We start from the raw sequence: 19,821 nt of genomic DNA on the forward strand, positions 1-19,821 counted from the left end.
GGTCGGCGCAACCAATCTTCACGCCCGCTCACCGTCATCGCGGGAGGACGGGCTCCGGAGTCCGTTCGGCCTGCGGCGCGGCCACCCAGGCGCTGACCCGGCGCTCGGCGTAGAACGAGACGAACGGCACCGTGCCGGCCAGCATCACCAGCAGCATCCGCTTCAGCGGCCAGTCGGCTCGGCGGCTCAGGTCGAACGCGGCCACCAGGTAGATCATGTAGAGAAAGCCGTGCGCCGGCCCGATCGTCTCCACCACGACCGGATTGTCGAACGCGTACTTCAGTGGCATGCCGACCACGACCAGCAGGATCAGCACCACGCCCACGATCCAGGCGATCACGCGGTACCGGGTAAGGGCAGCGCCCACCTTCGTCCGTCCTTCCGAGCCCGGCTCAGCCGGGATAGTCACCGGGCCGGGCGCCCGGATTGGCGTTCAACCATGACAGGTAGTGGTTGTAGGCGGCCAGGTCGTTGTCCTCGACGACGTCGCCGGTGGCCGGCACCCGGGACACCCGCACCGGTCGGCGTACCCCCGGTCGGGACCCGGTGGTGACCGCCGGCGCCGGCTCGACGGCCGGATCCGCTGGCGGCGCGTCGGCCTCCGCCGCCCTGCGGCGGGCCAGCTTCACCTCACGCCACCAGACGTAGACCACGAAGCCGGCGAAGATCGGCCACTCGACCGCGTACCCCCAGCTCAGGCTGTTGCCGGCGGTGGCCCGGCTGATCTGCCACCAGCCCAGCCCCAGGAAGCCCACGACCAGGACGACCATGGCCACGTGGCGCGCGATCCACGCCGGGGTCCAGAGCCGCCTCATGACAATGAGGGTACCGGGGACGCCACCGGTCTCCGACACCGTGTCGTAGTCGTCGACTCGCCGCCTTGGTTTGGCGTCACCGCGCTTGGGCAATCGTTTAGACGCCAGCCCAAACGAGATCAAGGGGGGCGATCATGACCGGATCGGTACGTGAGGACGGCTTTGCGTCCAGCGGCAGCGCGGATACGAGCCCGGAGCAGCGGGTGCCCGAGTGGGGCGGCGATCAGCTAGCCGACCCGGCCGGCGCTCCCGGCCTCGACGACGACCTGCTCGGCATCGACCCGACGGAGCTTTCCGACGAGGACCTGATCCGCGAGATGCACAGCCTGCACCGAACCCGCCTGGACACCCTGCGGCACGCTGCCGACTCCGCACTCGCGAACCACCTCCGGCGCACGGCGGAGCTGGAGACCGAGTACCTGGCCCGACACCCGGGTCGCGAGGTCGATCCCAGCCGCCTGCGGGACGCGTGATGCCGGCGCGCGCCGTGCGCGGCATGTCCGCGCCACCCGAGGTGGTCTTCAGCACGGCCACCGACCCCGACCGCGCCTCGGCCTGGCTGCCGGAGCCGCTGCGCGGCGACGGCAGCCCCGCTGCGGAGATCAACGGCGAGGAGCTGCGCGCCCGCTGGGGCGACGGCGACGCCGACGACTGGTCCGCCGAGATCCGGGTGGAGCCGGCCGATTCCGGTGGCGCGCGGATCCAGCTGGACCTGGCCGACGGGTCCGGCGGATCCGGTCCGGACCAGCTGGCAGACGAGGCGCTCACCAACCTGGCACGCGAGGTCGCCGACAACCTCCAGGCCGGCTGAGCCGGCCTCGCGCGACGCCGTTCCCGCACCACCACGACACGTGAGGAGATCGGGTGAGCGACACTGGCCTGCGGCAGAAGGCGGCCCGGCTGCGCCGGGCATACGCGCCGCACGAGCACCGGCCGCTCGGCGGCTACCTGGTGGCGATGGGCGCCTACGCCGGGGTGACCGGGGCTCTGGCCGGCCTGGTCAAGGCGACCGGCCGGCCGGTGCCGGAGCGTCCCGCGCCGTCCGACGTGGTGCTGCTCTCCATCGCCACGCACAAGCTGAGCCGGTTGCTGTCCAAGGACGCGGTGACCAGCCCGTTACGGGCGCCGTTCACCCGCTACGACCGCCCGATCGGCAGCGGCGAGGTGATGGAGCAGGTCCGCGACTCGGGCAGCCCCACCCGGCATGCCATCGGCGAGCTGCTGAGCTGCCCGTTCTGCCTGGCGGTCTGGGTGGCCACCGGGCTGACCGGTGGCCTGGTGCTCGCGCCCCGGCTCACCCGCCTGGTGGCGACCGCGCTGACGGCGGTCGCCGCATCCGACTTCCTTCAGATGGCGTACGCGACGGCGCAGCAGGCCGCCGAGGGTGGGCACGACGACTGAAAAACCAAAAAAGGGGGGCTGGCCTGCGCCGGCCCCCCTTTTTTCGTACGCCGTCAGCGCTGCATGCCGGACCAACCGTGCGGCGACTCCGGTTCCCGTTCGTCCTCGTCCGCCCCGGTGATGATGTCCCGATCCACCGCTGTGCGGTCGTGCTCGTTGGCGAAGTCCGGCTCGGGCGTGGTGTCCCTGCCCTTCGGGGGCTGACCCAGCGCCGGCACCTTCTCGTCGTGGTCCTCGTGGTGCGTCATGTCGGTGTCCCTTCCGCGGTCGCTCAGCCGACCGAGCCGCCCAGCAGGTCACTGGCCTCGTCCACCGCGTACTCACCCTCGGGGAGCGCGTCGATGCGGGCGAGCAGCTCCGGCGGGAGTTCTGCGGCCACCGCCTGACGGTAGATCTCCGCCTGCTCAACCCGCTCCTGGCCCCGGAAGATGCCGTCGAGCAGGTCGTCGAGTGCCCGGGTGTCCGGCTCGTCGGCCAGTGGTGAGTCGTCGGTCACGTCGATCAGCTACCCGGGGCGGAATCGGTCAAACGTCACCCCGTCGGCTGGTCTGCGCGCTTGGTCGACGGCCCCGTAACCCTTCCTTTGCTCTGCACCCGCCGATGCGAGGGTCACGCGTTGTGAGTGGTGCGCGGAGGGGTGCAGAGCAAAGGACCGGACAGACAGCGCCGCCCCCGGCCTTGTGGGCCGGGGGCGGCGCTGGTGACGGTGTGCAGGTCGCCTCTCGGCGAGTGGCACTACGCGGCTCCAGCCGGACGGTATTCCGCGAAGGCTATTTAGGTGAGGCCCGGGGACACTGGACACACCGACACCCCAGTCAACGAGCCGACCCCCGTTCGTGTTCCGCCGGTCGTGGTGTCGGCGGTCACACCGTCGTGGGCAGGGTGGCCCGGCGGGCCCGCACGGCCGAGGCGAGGTGGTCGAGCACCTCGGCGGTGTCGTCCCAACCCAGGCAGGCGTCGGTGACCGACCGCCCGTACTCCAGCGTCCGGGTCGGGTCGAGCTCCTGCCGGCCGGGCAGCAGGAACGACTCCAGCATCACGCCGGTGATCCCGCGCTGACCGGCGGCCAGTTGGGCGGCCACGTCCGCGGCCACCAGCGGCTGATTACGGTGGTCCTTGCCGCTGTTGGCGTGACTCGCGTCGATCACCAGCCGCTCCGGCAGGTCGGCGGCGCGGAGCAGGTCGAGTGCCCCGGCGACCGACTCGGCGTCGTAGTTGGGTCGGCCGCCCCCACCGCGCAACACGAGGTGCCCGTCCGTGTTGCCCCGGGTGTGCATGATCGCCGGGGTGCCGGAGAAGTCGATGCCGGGGAAGACGTGTGGCACCCCGGCGGCGCGGATCGCGTCCACGGCCGTGCCGATGCTGCCGTCCGGGCGGTTCTTCATGCCGATCGGCATGGACAGGCCGGAGGCGAGCTGGCGGTGCACCTGGCTCTCCACCGTGCGGGCACCGATCGCGCCCCAGCCCACCGTGTCCGCGATGTACTGCGGGGTGATCGGGTCCAGGAACTCGCAACCCACCGGAAGGCCGAGGCGGAGTACGTCGAGCAGCAGCGCCCGGGCCAGCCGCAGACCGGTGTTGACGTCCCCGCTGCCGTCCAGGCCGGGATCGTTGATCAGGCCCTTCCAGCCGACGGTGGAGCGCGGCTTCTCGAAGTAGACCCGCATGACGATCAGCAGGTCGTCGGCGAGCCGGTCAGCTGCCGTCCGCAGACGCTGCGCGTAGTCCAGGGCGGCGGCCGGGTCGTGCACCGAGCAGGGACCGACCACCACCAGCAGGCGGTCGTCCTCGCGGTCCAGCACGCGACCGACCGCGCGGCGGCCGGTCAAGACGGCCGCCGCGAGCGGGGCGTCCAGGGGCAACTCGTGGTGCAGCAGGGCGGGCGTGGTCAGCGGCACGACACGGTCGATCCGCTGATCGCTGACCCGATCGGTCTCCGGGGTCGTCACGGTGGGCATCCTTTCGCCGACCGTGCCCGGGGCCGGTGCCCGGGACGAGCCGGCTGCTCGTACGCAAAAGGGCAGGAACGACAGCTCCTGCCCAGCCGGCTCGGTCCGTGGTGACATCAGTTCATGGTGAAGTCACCGGCGTGCGAGCCGGCTGCCTAAACCATCGATAGGAACGCGTCACCGGGCCAGCGTACCCGACCGGACGCCTTCCCCCGTGCTGTCGTCCCAAGATGCGGGGTGAAGATCGCGTGCCGGGGACGCGGTCGGGGTAACAGGGGTGCCATGACACACGAGCAGAGCGATCAGGACCGGGTGGAGTCCCGCGCGCACCACCTCCTGCCCGAGGAGGAGGCGGTGGGCAGCGACGACCCGGAGGCGCAGGCGGAGGCCATCCTCGCCGAGTCGGACATCCGCACCGCTGACCAGAACGCCGCTCCGGACACGGTGCTGGAGCGTCGTACCTCGGATCAGACAGTGGTGGCGGTCGAACCGCCGGACTGAGCGGTCGCCCCGCGTGCCCGGCGCGACCCCCGGTAGGTCTGGTCACGCAGCCAGGCCAGCGGACCTGCCACCCGCAGTTCGGGTGGCAGGTTGCGCACCGGGTCGAACGCGAGCGCCTCGTCCTCCTCGGCGCTGAGCTGGGCGCCGAGGCTGACCTGCCCGACCAGTCGCCACGGCCCCACCGCCGACGCGACCGCGAGCACCAGGCGCGGGGTGTCCGTCCGGGTCGCGGCGGACGCCGCGGCCAGGCTGCGACCGAGGTCGGCCGAGTCGGGGTCGGCCAGCGCGGCCAGCCAGAGGCGGCGCCGGCCCGCGCGGTAGCACGTGATCGTGCTGTACGTGCCGGTGAAGCGGCGTCGCGGCAGCGGCAGGTTCCGCAGCACCGGGGCCGCGCCGCTGGAGCTGACCAGCAGATCGAACGGCCGGCCGCCGTCGCCGTGCAGGCGCAGCGCGAGGCCCAGGACGTCGGGCCAACTGCCGGGCGTGGGCGTTCCCTTGGAGAGCCGGATGGTGGTCCGGTACCGGCCGGGCTGGTCCAGCAGCGCGACCCCGGTGGGCGGTCCGGGCGTACCCCAGATCACCGTCTCGCCGACGAACGAGCGACCGGCCGGATGCAGCAACCGGCCGCGGCGCAGCCGGCCGAGTGCGGTGCTGGCGCGTTCGACGGCGGTGGCGGCCCGGCCGGCGGACCGGAACGGAGGCGGGGTGACGGTCATTGCTCTCCGGTACCCCGCGCGGCGGCTCCGAAGCCGCCCGGGTCGGCTCGCCGACCGACGGCACGTCACCTTTCCGCCTCCGAGATCGGATAGCGTCGGGGCATGCCCGACAGCGGTTACCCCTGGCCCATTCAGACGTCCCGACTGGACAACGGCCTGCGCGTGGTGGTGAGTGAGGACCGCACCGCGCCCGCAGTGGCCGTCAACCTCTGGTACGACGTCGGCTCCCGACATGAGCCGGCCGGGCAGACCGGTTTCGCCCACCTCTTCGAGCACCTGATGTTCGAGGGCTCGGTGAACGTGGCGAAAACCGAGCACATGAAGCTGATTCAGGGCTCCGGCGGCTCGCTCAACGCCACCACCAACCCGGACCGGACCAACTACTTCGAGACGGTCCCGGCCGAGCACCTGGAGCTGGCGCTCTGGTTGGAGGCCGACCGGATGGGCGGCCTGGTCCCCGCCCTCACCCAGGAGACGCTGGACAACCAGCGGGACGTGGTGAAGAACGAGCGCCGGCAGCGCTACGAGAACGTGCCGTACGGCGACGCCTGGCTGCGGTTGCTGCCGCTGCTCTACCCGCCGGGGCACCCGTACCACCACGCGACGATCGGCTCGATGGCCGACCTGAACGCCGCCGACCTGGCCACCTTCCAGGCGTTCCACCAGACCTACTACGCGCCGAACAACGCGGTGCTCACAGTGGTCGGCGACGCCACAGCCTCCGACGTGTTCGCGCTCGCCGACAAGTACTTCGGCGCGCTGCCCGCCCGCGACGACATCCCGCCGGCACCGGACGGCCGCACCGTCCCCGCCACCGGGCAGACGGCCGTCGAGTCGGTGAGCGCCGACGTGCCGGCGCCCCGGGTCTACATCGCCCACCGCAGCTACCCGTTCGGCACCCCCGGATACAACGTGATCACCGTGCTCGCCACCATCCTGGGCAGCGGCCGGGGCAGCCGGCTCTACCAGCGCCTCGCCGACGGCGAGCGGATCGCGCAACCGGACCTGGTCGGGGCGTACGGGGTGGACCTCGCCCACGCCCCGGCACCGCTGATCGCCACCGCCACCGCCCGCCCCGGAGTGAGCGCCGAGCGGCTCGCCGAAGGGCTGGCCGAGGTCGTCGACGAGTTGGCCACAGTGCCGGTCACCGCCGCCGAGCTGGATCGCGCCAAGGCGTTGCTCAGCACCGGGTGGTGGCGTCAGCTGTCCACCGTCGACGGCCGCGCGGACCTGCTCGGCCGGTACACCACGCAGTTCGGTGACCCGGCCCGCATCGCCGAGCAGTTGCCGGCCCTGCTCGCTGTCACCGCCGAGCAGATCGCCGAGGCCGCCGCCGACGTGCTCGCCACCGACCGGGTGACCCTGACCTACCTGCCCGAGGAGACCTCATGACGCTGATCGCCGACCGTCCCGGCCCGGGCGCGGCCCGCCCGTACCGGTTCCCGCCGGTGGTCCGCCGCGCCGCGGCCGGTGGTCAGGTCGTCGCCGCGCACCTGCCGGGGCAGAACCTCGCCGTGGCCCTGCTGCTGCTCGACGTGGGCGCGGGCCAGGAGCCGGTCGGCAAGGAGGGTCTGTCCGGCGTGCTGGCCAAGGCGTTGGAGGAGGGCACCGCGCAGCGGGACGCCGCCGCGTACGCGCTCGCCGTCGAAGGGCTCGGCACCGCTCTCTCGACCGGTCTGGACTGGGACTCGTTCCAGGCCAGCGTGGTGATCCCGGTGGACCGGCTGAGCGCCGCCGTGGAACTGCTCGCCGAGGCGGTCCGGACGCCGAAGCTCGACCCCGCCGACGTACGCCGGGTCCGTGACGACGAGGCGACAGCGCTCCGGATGGACTGGGCCAACCCCGGCCCGCGCGCCGACGCCGCGCTGCGCGCCGACCTGTTCGGTGCCCAGAACCGCTGGGGACGGCCGATGCACGGCGACCCGGAGTCGGTCGCCGGGTTGGACGTGGAGGACGTCACGGTCTTCCACTCGGAGTGGTTCCTGCGCCCCGGCACCCTGATCGTCGCCGGTGACCTGGACCGGATCGACCTGGACGCGCTGGCCGCCGCGGCGTTCGCCGGCACCGGTGGTGGTCCCGCCGAGCGCGGCGGTCCCATCGAGGTGCCGCTGCACAGCGGTCGCCGGATCATCCTGGTGGACCGGCCCGGCTCGGTGCAGTCCACGCTGCGGCTGGGCCACCCGTCACCGCACCGGGCGCACCCCGACTACGTGCCGATGACGCTCGCCGGCACCGTGCTCGGCGGGGCGTTCACCTCCCGACTCAACCACCTGCTGCGGGAGGTGCACGGCTACACCTACGGCATCCGGGGCGACTTCGCCGCGTCGCGGCGGTTCGGTCGGTTCGCGGTCAGTTCCGGCGTGCAGACGGCGGTCACCGCGCCGGCCCTGGTCGAGGCGGTCGGCGAGATCACCCGTACCCAGGCCACCGGGGTGACCGAGGAGGAGCTGGAGGTGGCCCGCTCCTGGCGTGCCGGGCAGCTCTCGGTCGAGTTGCAGAGCCCTCGAGCCATCGCCTCCGCGCTGACCACCCTGGTGGTGCACGACCTGCCGGACGACTACCACGCGCGGTTGCGCGAGTCGCTGCTCTCCGCCGACGTGGACCAGGTCTCCGCGGCGGCGGCCACCCACCTGCACCCGGAAGCTCTCACCCTGGTCATCGAGGGCGACGCCGCAGTGATCCGCGACGACCTGGAGGCCACCGCCCTGGGAGACCTCCTCCCCTAACCCGCTGAAAGCGCCGTCGATCAAGAGGTTTGCGTCACCCGGAGCGCGGCTCCTGACGCAAACCTCTTGATCGACGGCTGTGGGGCGCGGTGTGAGGTGGACCCGGGGGGTGGGAAAGGGGTCCCGGTTTCGGGGGTGGGGTCGGTAGCCTCGCGGGCATGAGGATCGGCATTGTGGGGGCCACCGGCCAGGTCGGTGGCGTGATGCGGCAGGTGCTGGCGGAGCGGGAGTTCCCAGCGGAGCAGGTGCGGTTGTTCGCCTCGGCGCGGTCCGCCGGGCGTACGCTGCCGTGGCGCGACGGCGAGGTGACAGTCGAGGACGCCGCGACCGCGGACTATTCCGAGCTGGACATCGTGCTCTTCTCGGCCGGTAAGGGCACCGCCCGGGAGTTGGCCCCCCGGGTCGCCGAGGCCGGCGCCGTGGTGATCGACAACTCGTCGGCGTTCCGGATGGACCCGCAGGTGCCGCTGGTGGTCGCCGAGGTCAACCCGCACGCCGCCCTGGACCGGCCCAAGGGCATCATCGCCAACCCGAACTGCACCACGATGGCCGCGATGCCGGTGCTGCGTCCGTTGCACGCCGAGGCTGGCCTGGTTGGCCTGGTCGTCTCCACCTACCAGGCGGTTTCCGGCGCCGGGCTGGCCGGCGTCGCCGAGCTGGACGAGCAGGTCCGCAAGGTGGCCGAGCACGCCGCTGGGCTGGCCTTCGACGGGTCGGCCGTGGAGTTCCCCGCGCCGCGGTCGTTCACCCAGCCGATCGCCTTCAACGTCCTCCCGCTGGCCGGGTCGATCGTCGACGACGGCTCGTTCGAGACCGACGAGGAGCAGAAGCTCCGCAACGAGAGCCGCAAGATCCTGGAAATCCCCGGCCTGTTGGTCTCCGGCACCTGTGTCCGGGTGCCGGTCTTCACCGGGCACTCGCTCCAGATCAACGCCCGTTTCGCCAGGCCGCTCACCCCGCAGCGCGCCCACGAACTGCTGACCGACGCGCCCGGGGTGGCACTGACCGACGTCCCGACGCCGTTGCAGGCCGCCGGACAGGACCCGACCTACGTGGGCCGGATCCGCGCCGACGAGACCGTCGAGTACGGGCTGGCGCTGTTCTGCTCGAACGACAACCTGCGCAAGGGTGCCGCGCTGAACGCTGTACAACTCGCCGAGCTGGTCGCCGCCGAGCGCCGCTGACCGGCACGGTCGCCGAAACATCGAACAATCACCGAGCCCTCGCCGTACGTCGGTGGGGGCTCGGTGCCGTTCCGGGTGGTCGCCCGCGGCGGCCGGCCGGTCGTGCTTGGATGGGTCGGAGACGATCGTCCAACCTGGAGGACACCATGCCGGATGACCGGACCCAGCAGGCGTTGACCGATCTGGTGGCCGGCCGCTCGATGGGCGTGCTCGCCACGATCAAGCGGGACGGGCGTCCGCAGCTGTCGACGGTGCTCTACTCCTTCGACCGGGACGCGGGCCTGATCCGGGTCTCGGTCACCGACGGCCGTGCCAAGACCGCCAACCTGCGCCGCGACCCACGCGCCAGCTTCCACGTCAGCAGCGAGGACGGCTGGGCGTACGCGGTGGTCGAAGGTCGCGCCGAGCTGACCCCGCCGGCCACCCGACTCGACGACGACACGGTCGAGGAGTTGGTGGCGCTCTACCGGGGGCTGAGGGGCGAACACCCCGACTGGGACGAGTACCGCCAGGCCATGGTCGACGAGGGCCGGATCGTGCTACGCCTGCACGTCGAGCGGCTCTACGGCATGCCGCCCCGAGGCTGACCCGCCCCGAGGCTGACCCGCCGTTCAGGGTGACCCGCCACAGTCGATCAGCCTGGCTCGATCACTGTCACGCCGGGCCAACGCTGCGCCGGCCGGTGCCGGGCCAACCGCTGCCGCGACAGGGTCACGTCCACCCGGGCCGGGTTGTGCCGCCACACCCCGCCCAGCAGATCCGTCAGACCGTACGGCGCGCAGACGTCCAGCCGGCCGGCCTGGTCCAGGCGGACGGCCACCGCTGTCGCGTACTCCGGCCAGGTGGCGACCGCCTCGGCCACGCTGCGGTACGGCTCGATCGGGTCGCCGCCGAACGTGGCCGCGTACCAGGTGTGCACAGCCGCCTGGTTGCGAGCCTCCCACGGCGGCTGCGCCCACATCCCCTTCAACAACGTGGTGGCCCGGTCGTCGTCGGCTCGGGTCAGCCTCGCCGGGTCGAAGAAGACCACGTCCACGTCGCGGACCCGCGCCGGGTCGAACCCGTTGCCGTACCGCTCGCCCCAGACCAGGTCGCGCAGTGCGCCAGCGCCGATCCAGGCGTCCGGCAGCCCGGAATCACGCACCACCGCCAGCGCCCGGGTCAGCCAGCTGCTGCCGGCGACCAGGTCCCGCAGCTCGTCCTCGCCCGTCGTCATGCGCCCACGCTAGGCAGCGGACACCCACACGGACAGCCCCGGTGGGCAGTCGGCGTTACCCCCTCCCACCCGGCGGGTAGACGGGCCGTGCCGACACCGAGAGGGGAGCACCATGACAACGGTCGGAGAGTTCATGACGACCCGGTTGGTGACGATGGACGGCAACGACACACTCATCGCAGCCGCGCAGGAGATGCGTGACAGCGCGATCGGCGATGTGGTGGTTACCGACGGTGACAGTGTGGTCGGCATCGTCACGGACCGGGACATTACGGTCCGAGGTGTCGCGGAGAACATGGACCCGGGCTCGACCCGGTTGAACCAGATCACCACTCGTGACGTGATCACGGTGAGTCAGTACGACGATGCCGTGGCCGCCGCGGACCTGATGCGGACGTACGCCGTACGCCGACTTCCGGTGATCGACGACGGGCGCCTGGTCGGCCTGGTGTCGATGGGTGACCTCGCTGTCGAGCGCGAACCACAGTCGGTCCTGGCCGACATCAGCGCCGACGACCCGAACAACTGACCCGTCCGCCGCGGCGCGCGCCGGCTCTCCCTTCCGGGAGGGCCGGCGCGTGGCGTCTCCACCCCCCCCTGCTCACCCTGATCGGGCGAGGTTGAGCGGGGGAGCGGCGGGGACCCGTTCGGGGACGTGCAACGCCGGCCGTCCGTGCGACGCGAGCGCGGTGGGTGGGATCCCCGGCCCGGCAACTGGGAGGAGTGGACCCGATGGTGGACGCGACCACGAGGTTCTTCGAGGACCTGGACCGGCGGGGGTACGAACCTCTGCTGGCCAAGACCTCCGGGACGCTGCGGATCGACCTGCACGAGGGGGCGCAGACGCGGCACTGGCTGCTGAGGATCGATCACGGCCGGCTCAACGTCAGTCAGGAGGATCAGGAGGCCGACACGGTGATCGGCGCGAGCCCGGTCCTCTTCGACGACATCGCCTCGGGGCGCGAGCACGGCCTGGCCGCGCTGTTGCGGGGGGACATGACGGTGTCCGGTGACGCTCGCCTCGTCGTACAGGTGGAGCGGATCTTTCCGGGTTCCCCGGACGCCCGCGGGCCGCGTCGGCGATTCGCGGGGGAGGAGCACTGATGGGGCAGAGCAACACGATCCGGATCCTGGACGGCAACACGTTCGTCGTCTGCGAGGACACCGGTGACATCGAGGCGACGCCGAGCGAGCCCACCGGGCTCTTCTCCATCGACACCCGGTTCCTGTCGACCTGGGTGCTGACCATCAACGGTGAGCGACTCAACTCGCTCTCCTACGACGACCTGCAGTACTTCGAGTCGCGATTCTTCCTTGTCCCGGGGATGGCCACGCACTACGTGGACGCGAAGCTGTCGATCATCCGCGAGCGCGCGGTGGGCGGCAGCTTCTGTGAGCGGCTGACCATCCTCAACCACGACGAGAAGCCTGTCGACCTGGAAGTCCGAATGGACGCGGCGTCGGACTTCGCCGACCTGTTCCAGGTGAAGGACGAGATCCTCAACAAGAAGGGCGAGATCTACACCGAGGTGGAGTCGGACCGGCTGCGGCTGGGGTACCGGCGGGGGAACTTCAGGCGGGAAACCGTCATCTCGTCGTCGACGTCGGCCCGGTACGACAGCAAGGGCTTCGCGTACACCGTGCACCTGGAGCCCAACGAGCAGTGGGATGCCTCGATCGACGTCCAGACCTACGCGGTCGGACCCGGTGGCCGGGACCTGCGGTTCGGCCTGCGCAAACACGGCACCGAGCGGCTCGCCCTCCAGCACGACCTGGAGAAGTGGATCGCCGACGCTCCGAAGGTCAACAGCGAACACGGGCGCGTGGCGAGCACGTACCGGCGGAGTCTGATCGACCTGGCGGCGCTGCGCTTCTCGCCGCTGTCGCTGGGCGGTGCCACCCTGCCGGCCGCCGGTCTGCCCTGGTTCATGACCATGTTCGGCCGGGACAGCATCCTCACCTGCCTGCAGACACTGCCGTTCACCCCGCAGCTGTCGAAGACGACGCTTCGCATCCTGGCGTCCCTGCAGGGCAGCCGGTTCGACGACTTCCGGGACGAGGACCCGGGGCGCATCCTGCACGAGATGCGCTACGGCGAGACCGCGGCCTTCGAGGAGCAGCCACACTCGCCGTACTACGGCTCGGTGGACGCGACGCCGCTGTTCATCGTGCTGCTCGACGAGTACGAAAAGTGGAGCGGGGACGTCGCGCTGGTCAAGGAGTTGGAGCAGGAGTCCCGGGCGGCGCTGAGGTGGATCGACAACTACGCCGACCTGGTTGGCACCGGCTACATCTGGTACGAGCGACGCAACACCGACACCGGCCTGGAGAACCAGTGCTGGAAGGACTCCTGGGATTCGATCTCCTACTCCGACGGCACGCTGCCGCCGTTCCCCCGGGCCACCTGCGAGGTGCAGGGGTACGCGTACGACGCGAAGGTCCGCGCGGCCCGGTTGGCGCGCGAGTTCTGGGGTGACCCGGAGTTCGCCGACCAGTTGGAGCGGGAGGCGGCGGAGCTGAAGGAGCGGTTCAACCGGGACTGGTGGGTGGACGACGGCGGGTACTACGCCCTGGCCCTGGACCCGGACGGCCGGCAGTGCGACATCCTCAGCTCCAACATCGGCCACCTGCTGTGGAGCGGGATCGTCGAACCCGAGCGGGCGGAGAAGCTCGCCGCGCACCTGGTCGGGCCGCGGCTCTTCTCCGGCTGGGGGGTGCGCACCCTCGCCGAGGGGGAGGCTCGCTACAACCCCATCGGCTACCACAACGGCACGATCTGGCCGTTCGACAACTCGTTCATCGCCTGGGGTCTGCGCCGCTACGGCTTCGCCGAGGAGGCCGCGACCATCGCCAACGGCATCCTGGACGCGGCCACGTACTTCGATGGCCGGCTGCCGGAGGCATTCGGCGGCTACCCGCGGGAGCTGACCAAGTTCCCGGTGGAGTACCCGACGGCATGCAGCCCGCAGGCCTGGTCGACAGGTACCCCGCTGCTGCTGCTGCGCACCATGCTCGGTCTGGAGCCGCACGAGGGTCACCTGGCGGTCGAGCCACGGCTGCCGGTGGGGATGGGTCGCATCGAGGTGCTGGACATCCCCGGTCGTTGGGGCCGGGTGGACGCGTTCGCCCGGGGTCGACTGGACCTGGACAACCTCGCGGACTGACCGATTCAGCCGCCGAACCGGCGGTGGCGCCGCCGCCCGCGTCGCCGCCGCCGGGTCGCCACCCAGCCGATCCCCAGCCGGTCAGGGTAGATTCTGCGAATGCCGGAGCTCGTGTACCCGCCCGTTATCGCCACCGCCAAGACGCTGTTCCGGGTCCTCGACCTGAAGATCACCATCGAGGGCGCCCACCACGTACCCCGCACGGGCGGGGCGGTGCTGGCCAGCAACCACGTCAGCTACCTCGACTTCGTCTTCGCCGGTCTGGGCGCGAACGCGTCGGGCCGCCTGGTGCGGTTCATGGCCAAGGATTCGGTCTTCACGCACAAGATCTCCGGCCCGCTGATGCGCGGTATGCGGCACATTCCGGTGGACCGGCAGGCCGGCGCTGCCTCGTTCCGCGCCGCCGTGGGCGCGCTCAAGAAGGGCGAGGTCGTCGGCGTCTTCCCCGAGGCGACGATCAGCCGGTCGTTCACCGTCAAGGAGCTCAAGAGCGGCACGGTCCGGATGGCCCGCTCGGCGAAGGTGCCGGTGTTGCCGGTCGCGCTGTGGGGCACCCAGCGCCTCTGGACCAAGGGCCGCCCGCGCACTCTCACCCGTCGGCACACGCCGATCACGATCCTGATCGGCGAGCCGATCAGCCCGGCGGACTTCCCGGACCCGAACGTGCTGGCCGCCGAGCTGACCACCCGCCTCAGCGCCCTCGTCGACCGGGCACAGCGGGATTATCCGGACACCCCGGCCGGCCCGGACGACACCTGGTGGCAGCCCGCGCACCTGGGCGGCAGCGCGCCCACGCCGGAGGAGGCCGCCGCTCTGGACGCCGCCGCCGAACACCCCGCTCGCAGCGCCTGACGCTGAAGGCGTGTGTCGACGTTCTCGGCGGGCCCGGGGCTTCGACGCACGCCCCAGCTTCCCGGATCGCTCCGCGCCGGGGCGGAACGGTGTCTGCCGACGTGGACGGTCGGTGTCACCGCTGCCCGGATGCTGCGCCGCCTGCGAGCCCGCCCCACGAGGTCGGATCCGGTCTTGAGCGGTAGTAGTCGTCCCGGGAGTGGAACTCCACCGGCAACGAGCCGGGCAGCGTGATCCGGGTGTCGCCGGCGAGCAGACCGGGGCCGGCCCGCAGCAGCAGCACGTCGCGCTCCTGGGCCGAGAGGTCGACCAGTTGTGGACGGTTGAGCCGGAACATGGCAACCGCGCGGCGGACCTGCCGGGCCAGCGCCACGACCTCAGCTGTCATTCCGCTGAGGGCCAGCGCCGGCTGCTGAATGGTGCGCAGCGCGTCGCAGACGATCAGCAGCTGGGCAGGGACGTCCGGCGCGCTCGTCGGCAGCTCCAACCGGGACGGCCACTGCCAGCGGATCTGACCGCTCATCAGGCCGTTCAGCCGAGCCGGTGGCCGGGCCCGGTGCGTGCCGTCGGCGACCAGCGACAGGTGCGAGCCACTGCCCACCCAGCAGATCCGCTGGTCGGTGACGGTCACCGCGACCGGCTCGGGCAACTGCCAGCGGCGTCGCACCTCGCTCGGCCCGAGCAGGTAGCCCGCGACCAGCAGTCGGTGTCGCCCGAGCAACCGCTCGCCGGGCATGGGTCGCAGGTTGTAGCGGCGGTCCAGGGTCGGGCCCACGTCGTCGTCGGTGGCGTCGAACCGGTGAGGACCGATGAAGAAGGGGGACGCGTCGGCGTGCATCGTCACGACCTTCCGGTCAGCTGGCTGTGTAAGAGAGCCTTCCGGACCGGAGCGCCCCTGTCATGACGCCTGTTAGGGGGTCGGCCGGTCGTGTGCCGCCTGTGACCGGTAGATGCCGATCTCCTCCGGGCGGACGAGACCGTCCTCGATCGCACGGGCGAGCAGTGCCGCCTTTGTGGCGGCGGGTCGCCCCGCCCGGGTGTACTTGATCCGTGCCCGGTCGACGTACTGCTTCACTGTGTGCTCGCTGATCTGCATCCGCCGGGCCACCGACGCCTTGGACATCGACTGGAACCAGAGCAGCAGCGCCTCACGCTCCTTGTCGGACAACATCGGCCGGTCCGGCCGTGGGTCGCCGACCATCGCACCGGCCAGCGCCGGCGGCACGTACGGACGGTCGCTCGCGGCGGCCAGCACCGTCTCCACGCAGTGTTCCCGGCCCTCGTGCTTGGCCAGGAACGCCACCGCCCCGGCGTCCAGCGCGGCGAGCATCGTCTGCGGGTCGGTGTGCTCCGAATAGACCACCACCCGCCGGCCGGCGGCGCTCAGCTCGGCCAACTTGTCCAACGCCATCCGCCCGTGCAGTCGCAGATCGAGCAGTATGACGTCGGCGTGCGGCGCCGCCCGCAGCACCGCGTCCGGGTCGTCGCCGGTGGCGAGCACCGTCAGGCGAGGCTCGGTGGCGAGCCAGGCGCGGACCCCCTCGACCACCACCGGATGGTCGTCGACGATCGCCACCCCGACCGGTCGATCGCCGGTCACCGCCGCCACCGGGTCTGCGCCCATCTGATGTTTCCGTCCCGTTCGTAGAGGTACTCCACCGGCCCGTCGTCGTGCTCCCCGGGAGGCGGGCCGGTCGACTCCGGCCCCTCCCGGTCCGGTGTGACCAGGCTGACCACCACCTCGTCCGAGCCGGAGACCACTGTCAGACGCGCCCATTCCCGGGCGTCGGCGAGGGTGCCGGTGAGCGGGTCGGCCAGCCGGCGGCGGACCTCCACCGGCAGCGGCGGCGGGGTGCCGATGGTGACCAGGTCGATCGGAAGGCCGTTGCGTTCCGCCAGGTCGGCGGCGGCTCGCAACTCGTGCAACAGCGGGTCGGGCACATCGTCGGACTCGGCGATCAGCCGGCGCAGTCGGGCGGCGGCCAGCATGCACCGGCGCTGCACCTCCGGGTCGTCCGGGTCGGCCTGGCCGGCGGCCAGGTCCCCGAGGACCCGCCCGGCCGCCGAGCTGACCAGGGCCAGCCGGTCCCGGCGTTCCCGAAGGCCCCGCTCGGCAGCGTCCCGCTCCGCGGCCATCGCGTGACCGGCAGCCGACACGGCGGCCCGTTCCCGAGCCAGGCCGACGATGACGGTGCTGCCCACGAAGACCGCCACCGGCAGCGAGAACGTGCCGTAGACGTACATCACGTAGCGGGCCACGTCGGCCGGATCGGGGCCGTGCCCGAGCACCGCGACCAGGGCGATCAACGCGTGCGTGCTGAGGAGGGCGATCAGCCCCACGACACGCCGGCCCCACACCGCCAGCACGAAGAACCAGCCGAGCGTGCCCCACACCCAGTTGGCGGCGGTGAACAACTGCCGCTCACCGGCCGCGGCGAAGACGGCCGCGTCGACGACAAGCAGCAGCCCGGCCAGCGGCCACGGCGGCAGCGGCGAGCCTTGCAGCAGCCGTACCCCGGCGATCGCGCCGGTCACGGCGACCAGTACCCAGGCGCCGAGCACCACCGCTGGCGCGGCGAACTCCGCACGGGCGGACAGCACCGCCGGCAGCGCGATCGCGACGTGCCAGGCCAGCGCGATGGCGACGGCGGCGATCCGGGCACCCCGGTCGGACGCGTGCGCCACGGCGGCCGGGGCGGCGAGCGCCGCGGGGGAGTCCGGTTCCCGAGGCGTCGGAACGCTGGTCCAGTTCAATGTCTCCGGCGCGTCGGTCGGGTGCGCCGGGGCGTTCAGGTCAGCCGACACCGGGCCACTCCAGCCGAATCCGAGTGCCCACGCCGACGGCCGAGTGCACGTCGGCCCGGCCACCGACAGTCGCCATCCGGCCACAGATGGACTCGCGCAACCCGTACCGGTGCGGTGGGACGGTGGCCAGGTCGAAGCCGGGGCCGTCGTCGGCGACCTCGACCACGACGCCGATGGCGTCGCGGGTCAACCGCAGCGCGGCCCCGGCGCCCGGCGCGTGGCGGACCACGTTGGACAGCGCCGCGTAGGCGCTCTCGCTGATCGCGTCGGCCACGCCGACCGGGACGGCGCAGGACGCCAGGTCCAGCCGTACCGCAAGCTCGGGTAGCCGGCCGGCCACCAACCGCAACCGCCCGTCGAGCGGCACCGGGCCGTCGCCGGCCACCGGGCCGACGTCGGTGAGCGCGACGAGGGTACGCAGGTCGGCCGCGCAGCGGTCCCGGAAGACTGTCGAAGGCCCGGCCACCGCGCCCAGCCCCACCATGGTCAGCGTCCCGAGCACCGTGTCGTGCAGGTCGCGGTTCTGCTGGCGTTCGGCCTCGCGGGCGGCGCGTGCGACCAACGCCTCCCGGGTCAGCCGCTGGTGTTCGACGAAGGCGCGGTCCGCCCGGCCGATGCGTCGGCGCATGACCGCCGCCATCATCGCCGTGCAGGCGGTCTGCGCCAGTAGCGTGGCCGCGTGCGCCCGGGCTTCGGTGGGGTTGCCGGCGGCCTGCGCCCCGGTCACGTAGGTGGCTATCACGAGTAGTCCGGCCGGGATCGACCAACGTGCCGAGGTCGTGGCCTGTGTGTTGATCACCGTGGTGCTGGCCAGCACGGCGATCCAGCTGCCCTCGCCGGGCAGCACCTCGGGCGCCACCAGCACCGGGATGAGCAGGCAGGTCAGCGCGGTGACCGCCACGTCACCGCCGACGAGGCCGGGGCCGATGCCGTGGCGCAACGCGCGGTGTGCGTACCAGAGGGACCAGCCGGTCAGCACTCCCACGGCGGGCAGCAGCACCGCCTGCTGCACCGGCGGGGTCTGCACCGACACGGCGACCGCCGCGCCGAACAGCCCGCAGCTCAGCCTCAGCAGCGCTGGCAGCGTGGTGAAGATGAGGCCCAGGGCCCCGCCGGCCGGATTGTCCAGCGTGGGCGGCGGCACGGTCGGGGTGGCAACGGCCGGCATCGGGAAGTGTCCTTCCGACAACGACCCGGTCCGGGTCCACGCGGCGTAGATCGACATCGGACAATAGCATGGCGGACCGTGACGGGGTCATCCCTTGTGTGCGGAGTGTCGCTAATGTGTCACTCTGTGCTGCGGGGGTGCGGGCGCTGCGGCGTGATCCACTCGCGTTCACGGAAGTCGGGGTGTCCGGAGCCGGCTGACCACCCGACATCATGAAAACCCGAGTCGATCACCGGGTGCGATGGAGCGACCACCCGGCCGGAACCGGGGGCACCCGTCGTCCGTCTCATCCCCGGATGGAAAGGTGGTGAGCCGGATGCGCTCGTCCCGTACGGCACTCGCGGTGGCACTGCTCGGCATGACGTTGGGCGGCTGCGGTGGCACGGAGGTTGGGCCGGGTCGGGCCGACGAGCCCGCTCCGGCTCAGATCGTCGACGGATGGACCTCCTGCGCCACGGAGGCGCCCAGGGCCGGCGAGATGACCACGGAGGCGTCACCACCGGCCGTGGACGAGCCGGCGATCGGTCGCATCGACCCCACGTTCACACCGGTCGCGGCCGTGGTCTGCGGGCGGGAGATTCGGCCGGGACCCAAGGGCGGCCAGGAGCAGGTCGCCACCGAGCGACGCGCCGAGGAGATCGCACGGCTGATCACCGCGCTGCGCCTTCCCGACGAACAGGCCAACGGGGAGGTCGCCTGCACCCTCGACATGGTCATTCCGCCGTGGCTCGCACTGGTGGACGAGCGGGGGCGTTGGCTTCGGCCCCACATCCCGACGGACTCCTGCGACAAGCCGCGCCCCGAGGTGATCGCCGCTCTGGCCGGGCCGCAGTGGACCACTGTGGACACCCGTACCATCCGGCAGGTCGAATCCGCGGCGGCCGAGGCCGCCGGATGTGCCCAACAGTGGACGGACCTGGTGTGGGTGGAGACCCGCAATGGCCGCCCCGGGCCGCCTCCGCCGGCCCGCTCGACCGCCGGGCCGCTGCGCCTCTGCGTCTACGAGGTGCCCGCGTCGCTTCAGGAGGGCGAGAAACCGCCGGGTGATTTCGTGTACGGCGGCCCGCTGCCGGCCGAGCGTCAGGCGGGCGTGCTCCGGGGGTTGTCCAACCGCCGGGCGGTGGTCGACTGTGCCACCCCGGCGAGCCGCTTCGCGGTGCTGCGCCCGCTCGAAGGGGCGGGCCCCGACCGGTACGTGGAACTCGACGGCTGCCGACGGTTCCTGGTCGCGCCAGCGACGGGTGGTGCGCAACTTGGCCAGGGCGACGCGGCTCTGGCCGCCTTGCTGGGGCCCGTCTAGAAAGTCGGAGGTACGCGCTACCGT

At 72.0% G+C, this 19,821-nt stretch carries 24 protein-coding genes; 13 read left to right on the forward strand and 11 right to left on the reverse strand.

Annotated elements, in window-relative coordinates; translation table 11 throughout:
- Nucleotides 1-34: 34 nt before the first annotated feature.
- Both ACGF3C_RS10285 and ACGF3C_RS10290 read right to left on the reverse strand, forming a co-directional pair.
- The gene (locus ACGF3C_RS10285) at nucleotides 35-367 is read right to left on the reverse strand and encodes a DUF3817 domain-containing protein (protein ID WP_357206485.1); all 333 of its coding nucleotides are present in this window, start codon (nucleotides 365-367) and stop codon (nucleotides 35-37) included.
- Between the two features lie 25 nt (nucleotides 368-392).
- Nucleotides 393-815: a hypothetical protein gene (locus tag ACGF3C_RS10290; RefSeq protein WP_357228907.1), complete on the reverse strand. Its 423-nt coding sequence runs from the start codon at nucleotides 813-815 to the stop codon at nucleotides 393-395.
- 131 nt (nucleotides 816-946) lie between these two features.
- Between ACGF3C_RS10290 and ACGF3C_RS10295 the strand changes: the two genes are divergently transcribed.
- Genes ACGF3C_RS10295 through ACGF3C_RS10305 form a run of 3 tightly spaced genes read left to right on the forward strand, consistent with a single transcriptional unit; the run spans nucleotide 947 to nucleotide 2,216 of the window.
- A complete protein-coding gene (locus ACGF3C_RS10295; RefSeq protein ID WP_393220805.1) occupies nucleotides 947-1,288 on the forward strand; it encodes a DUF6158 family protein in 342 nt (113 codons plus the stop codon).
- Nucleotides 1,288-1,626, forward strand: a complete 339-nt coding sequence (locus ACGF3C_RS10300; RefSeq protein WP_393220560.1) for a hypothetical protein — start codon at nucleotides 1,288-1,290, stop codon at nucleotides 1,624-1,626. Before ACGF3C_RS10295 ends, ACGF3C_RS10300 begins: the two co-directional genes overlap by 1 nt.
- Before the next feature lie 53 nt (nucleotides 1,627-1,679).
- On the forward strand, nucleotides 1,680-2,216 hold the full coding sequence (locus ACGF3C_RS10305; protein ID WP_355008951.1) for a DUF1360 domain-containing protein: 537 nt from the start codon (nucleotides 1,680-1,682) through the stop codon (nucleotides 2,214-2,216).
- A gap of 53 nt (nucleotides 2,217-2,269) precedes the next feature.
- Here the strand turns inward: ACGF3C_RS10305 and ACGF3C_RS10310 are convergent, their stop codons facing one another.
- The 3 genes from ACGF3C_RS10310 to ACGF3C_RS10320 form a co-directional block, all read right to left on the reverse strand.
- Complete coding sequence (locus tag ACGF3C_RS10310) at nucleotides 2,270-2,464, reverse strand: hypothetical protein (RefSeq protein ID WP_091405645.1); 195 nt, start codon at nucleotides 2,462-2,464, stop codon at nucleotides 2,270-2,272.
- Nucleotides 2,465-2,487: 23 nt separating this feature from the next.
- A complete protein-coding gene (locus tag ACGF3C_RS10315) occupies nucleotides 2,488-2,721 on the reverse strand; it encodes a hypothetical protein (protein ID WP_355009012.1) in 234 nt (77 codons plus the stop codon).
- 358 nt (nucleotides 2,722-3,079) lie between these two features.
- Nucleotides 3,080-4,174: a 3-deoxy-7-phosphoheptulonate synthase gene (locus ACGF3C_RS10320; RefSeq protein ID WP_357206493.1), complete on the reverse strand. Its 1,095-nt coding sequence runs from the start codon at nucleotides 4,172-4,174 to the stop codon at nucleotides 3,080-3,082.
- Nucleotides 4,175-4,447: 273 nt separating this feature from the next.
- On the opposite strand from ACGF3C_RS10320, the gene ACGF3C_RS10325 reads away from it, so the two are divergent.
- The gene (locus ACGF3C_RS10325; protein ID WP_355008950.1) at nucleotides 4,448-4,666 is read left to right on the forward strand and encodes a hypothetical protein; all 219 of its coding nucleotides are present in this window, start codon (nucleotides 4,448-4,450) and stop codon (nucleotides 4,664-4,666) included.
- Here ACGF3C_RS10325 and ACGF3C_RS10330 read toward each other — a convergent pair.
- Nucleotides 4,633-5,382, reverse strand: coding sequence for a phosphodiesterase (locus ACGF3C_RS10330; protein WP_393220565.1), 750 nt, complete (start codon nucleotides 5,380-5,382; stop codon nucleotides 4,633-4,635). The two genes, ACGF3C_RS10325 and ACGF3C_RS10330, sit on opposite strands and share 34 nt — an antisense overlap.
- A gap of 102 nt (nucleotides 5,383-5,484) precedes the next feature.
- On the opposite strand from ACGF3C_RS10330, the gene ACGF3C_RS10335 reads away from it, so the two are divergent.
- The 4 genes from ACGF3C_RS10335 to ACGF3C_RS10350 all read left to right on the forward strand — a co-directional run bounded on the left by ACGF3C_RS10335 (nucleotide 5,485) and on the right by ACGF3C_RS10350 (nucleotide 9,879).
- Complete coding sequence (locus ACGF3C_RS10335; protein ID WP_357206497.1) at nucleotides 5,485-6,774, forward strand: pitrilysin family protein; 1,290 nt, start codon at nucleotides 5,485-5,487, stop codon at nucleotides 6,772-6,774.
- Nucleotides 6,771-8,108 carry a pitrilysin family protein gene (locus tag ACGF3C_RS10340; protein WP_357233265.1) on the forward strand — a complete coding sequence of 446 codons (1,338 nt, stop codon included), beginning with the start codon at nucleotides 6,771-6,773 and terminating at the stop codon, nucleotides 8,106-8,108. Before ACGF3C_RS10335 ends, ACGF3C_RS10340 begins: the two co-directional genes overlap by 4 nt.
- Nucleotides 8,109-8,266: 158 nt before the next feature.
- Nucleotides 8,267-9,292 carry an aspartate-semialdehyde dehydrogenase gene (locus ACGF3C_RS10345; RefSeq protein WP_393220570.1) on the forward strand — a complete coding sequence of 342 codons (1,026 nt, stop codon included), beginning with the start codon at nucleotides 8,267-8,269 and terminating at the stop codon, nucleotides 9,290-9,292.
- 146 nt (nucleotides 9,293-9,438) lie between these two features.
- A complete protein-coding gene (locus ACGF3C_RS10350) occupies nucleotides 9,439-9,879 on the forward strand; it encodes a PPOX class F420-dependent oxidoreductase (protein WP_357224329.1) in 441 nt (146 codons plus the stop codon).
- A gap of 47 nt (nucleotides 9,880-9,926) precedes the next feature.
- On the opposite strand, the gene ACGF3C_RS10355 is transcribed toward ACGF3C_RS10350, so the two are convergent.
- Nucleotides 9,927-10,508: a nucleotidyltransferase family protein gene (locus ACGF3C_RS10355; RefSeq protein WP_393220574.1), complete on the reverse strand. Its 582-nt coding sequence runs from the start codon at nucleotides 10,506-10,508 to the stop codon at nucleotides 9,927-9,929.
- A 112-nt stretch (nucleotides 10,509-10,620) separates the two neighbouring features.
- Between ACGF3C_RS10355 and ACGF3C_RS10360 the strand changes: the two genes are divergently transcribed.
- From ACGF3C_RS10360 to ACGF3C_RS10375, 4 genes are all read left to right on the forward strand, one after another.
- Complete coding sequence (locus ACGF3C_RS10360) at nucleotides 10,621-11,037, forward strand: CBS domain-containing protein (protein ID WP_030333361.1); 417 nt, start codon at nucleotides 10,621-10,623, stop codon at nucleotides 11,035-11,037.
- Nucleotides 11,038-11,240: 203 nt separating this feature from the next.
- Nucleotides 11,241-11,612, forward strand: a complete 372-nt coding sequence (locus ACGF3C_RS10365; protein ID WP_355008943.1) for an SCP2 sterol-binding domain-containing protein — start codon at nucleotides 11,241-11,243, stop codon at nucleotides 11,610-11,612.
- On the forward strand, nucleotides 11,612-13,672 hold the full coding sequence (locus tag ACGF3C_RS10370; protein WP_357224336.1) for a glycogen debranching N-terminal domain-containing protein: 2,061 nt from the start codon (nucleotides 11,612-11,614) through the stop codon (nucleotides 13,670-13,672). The genes ACGF3C_RS10365 and ACGF3C_RS10370 overlap by 1 nt, the downstream gene beginning before the upstream one ends.
- Before the next feature lie 99 nt (nucleotides 13,673-13,771).
- Entirely contained in the window at nucleotides 13,772-14,524 is a 753-nt protein-coding gene (locus ACGF3C_RS10375) for a lysophospholipid acyltransferase family protein (RefSeq protein WP_357224339.1), read from the forward strand.
- Between the two features lie 115 nt (nucleotides 14,525-14,639).
- Here the strand turns inward: ACGF3C_RS10375 and ACGF3C_RS10380 are convergent, their stop codons facing one another.
- The 4 genes from ACGF3C_RS10380 to ACGF3C_RS10395 form a co-directional block, all read right to left on the reverse strand.
- Nucleotides 14,640-15,362, reverse strand: coding sequence for a hypothetical protein (locus ACGF3C_RS10380; protein WP_393220580.1), 723 nt, complete (start codon nucleotides 15,360-15,362; stop codon nucleotides 14,640-14,642).
- A gap of 72 nt (nucleotides 15,363-15,434) precedes the next feature.
- Nucleotides 15,435-16,148: a response regulator transcription factor gene (locus ACGF3C_RS10385; RefSeq protein WP_357202965.1), complete on the reverse strand. Its 714-nt coding sequence runs from the start codon at nucleotides 16,146-16,148 to the stop codon at nucleotides 15,435-15,437.
- On the reverse strand, nucleotides 16,121-17,278 hold the full coding sequence (locus ACGF3C_RS10390) for a hypothetical protein (RefSeq protein ID WP_393220810.1): 1,158 nt from the start codon (nucleotides 17,276-17,278) through the stop codon (nucleotides 16,121-16,123). The genes ACGF3C_RS10385 and ACGF3C_RS10390 overlap by 28 nt, the downstream gene beginning before the upstream one ends.
- 40 nt (nucleotides 17,279-17,318) lie before the next feature.
- Complete coding sequence (locus ACGF3C_RS10395) at nucleotides 17,319-18,497, reverse strand: sensor histidine kinase (protein WP_393220813.1); 1,179 nt, start codon at nucleotides 18,495-18,497, stop codon at nucleotides 17,319-17,321.
- A 316-nt stretch (nucleotides 18,498-18,813) separates the two neighbouring features.
- On the opposite strand from ACGF3C_RS10395, the gene ACGF3C_RS10400 reads away from it, so the two are divergent.
- The gene (locus ACGF3C_RS10400) at nucleotides 18,814-19,797 is read left to right on the forward strand and encodes a hypothetical protein (RefSeq protein ID WP_393220585.1); all 984 of its coding nucleotides are present in this window, start codon (nucleotides 18,814-18,816) and stop codon (nucleotides 19,795-19,797) included.
- Nucleotides 19,798-19,821 lie beyond the last annotated feature (24 nt).

This window comes from Micromonospora sp. NPDC047762 (genome assembly GCF_043204655.1).
In the GTDB taxonomy this organism is placed as follows: Bacteria; Actinomycetota; Actinomycetes; order Mycobacteriales; family Micromonosporaceae; genus Micromonospora.

Coding starts and splice junctions, on each gene's coding strand:
- ACGF3C_RS10350 (WP_357224329.1), top strand. CDS start 9,439: ATGCCGGATGACCGGACCCAGCAGGCGTTGACCGATCTGGTGGCCGGC.
- ACGF3C_RS10325 (WP_355008950.1), top strand. CDS start 4,448: ATGACACACGAGCAGAGCGATCAGGACCGGGTGGAGTCCCGCGCGCAC.
- ACGF3C_RS10385 (WP_357202965.1), bottom strand. CDS start 16,148: ATGGGCGCAGACCCGGTGGCGGCGGTGACCGGCGATCGACCGGTCGGG.
- ACGF3C_RS10380 (WP_393220580.1), bottom strand. CDS start 15,362: ATGCACGCCGACGCGTCCCCCTTCTTCATCGGTCCTCACCGGTTCGAC.
- ACGF3C_RS10335 (WP_357206497.1), top strand. CDS start 5,485: ATGCCCGACAGCGGTTACCCCTGGCCCATTCAGACGTCCCGACTGGAC.
- ACGF3C_RS10360 (WP_030333361.1), top strand. CDS start 10,621: ATGACAACGGTCGGAGAGTTCATGACGACCCGGTTGGTGACGATGGAC.
- ACGF3C_RS10300 (WP_393220560.1), top strand. CDS start 1,288: ATGCCGGCGCGCGCCGTGCGCGGCATGTCCGCGCCACCCGAGGTGGTC.
- ACGF3C_RS10310 (WP_091405645.1), bottom strand. CDS start 2,464: ATGACGCACCACGAGGACCACGACGAGAAGGTGCCGGCGCTGGGTCAG.
- ACGF3C_RS10370 (WP_357224336.1), top strand. CDS start 11,612: ATGGGGCAGAGCAACACGATCCGGATCCTGGACGGCAACACGTTCGTC.
- ACGF3C_RS10395 (WP_393220813.1), bottom strand. CDS start 18,497: ATGCCGGCCGTTGCCACCCCGACCGTGCCGCCGCCCACGCTGGACAAT.
- ACGF3C_RS10290 (WP_357228907.1), bottom strand. CDS start 815: ATGAGGCGGCTCTGGACCCCGGCGTGGATCGCGCGCCACGTGGCCATG.
- ACGF3C_RS10330 (WP_393220565.1), bottom strand. CDS start 5,382: ATGACCGTCACCCCGCCTCCGTTCCGGTCCGCCGGCCGGGCCGCCACC.
- ACGF3C_RS10345 (WP_393220570.1), top strand. CDS start 8,267: ATGAGGATCGGCATTGTGGGGGCCACCGGCCAGGTCGGTGGCGTGATG.
- ACGF3C_RS10320 (WP_357206493.1), bottom strand. CDS start 4,174: ATGCCCACCGTGACGACCCCGGAGACCGATCGGGTCAGCGATCAGCGG.
- ACGF3C_RS10375 (WP_357224339.1), top strand. CDS start 13,772: ATGCCGGAGCTCGTGTACCCGCCCGTTATCGCCACCGCCAAGACGCTG.
- ACGF3C_RS10355 (WP_393220574.1), bottom strand. CDS start 10,508: ATGACGACGGGCGAGGACGAGCTGCGGGACCTGGTCGCCGGCAGCAGC.
- ACGF3C_RS10365 (WP_355008943.1), top strand. CDS start 11,241: ATGGTGGACGCGACCACGAGGTTCTTCGAGGACCTGGACCGGCGGGGG.
- ACGF3C_RS10340 (WP_357233265.1), top strand. CDS start 6,771: ATGACGCTGATCGCCGACCGTCCCGGCCCGGGCGCGGCCCGCCCGTAC.
- ACGF3C_RS10400 (WP_393220585.1), top strand. CDS start 18,814: ATGCGCTCGTCCCGTACGGCACTCGCGGTGGCACTGCTCGGCATGACG.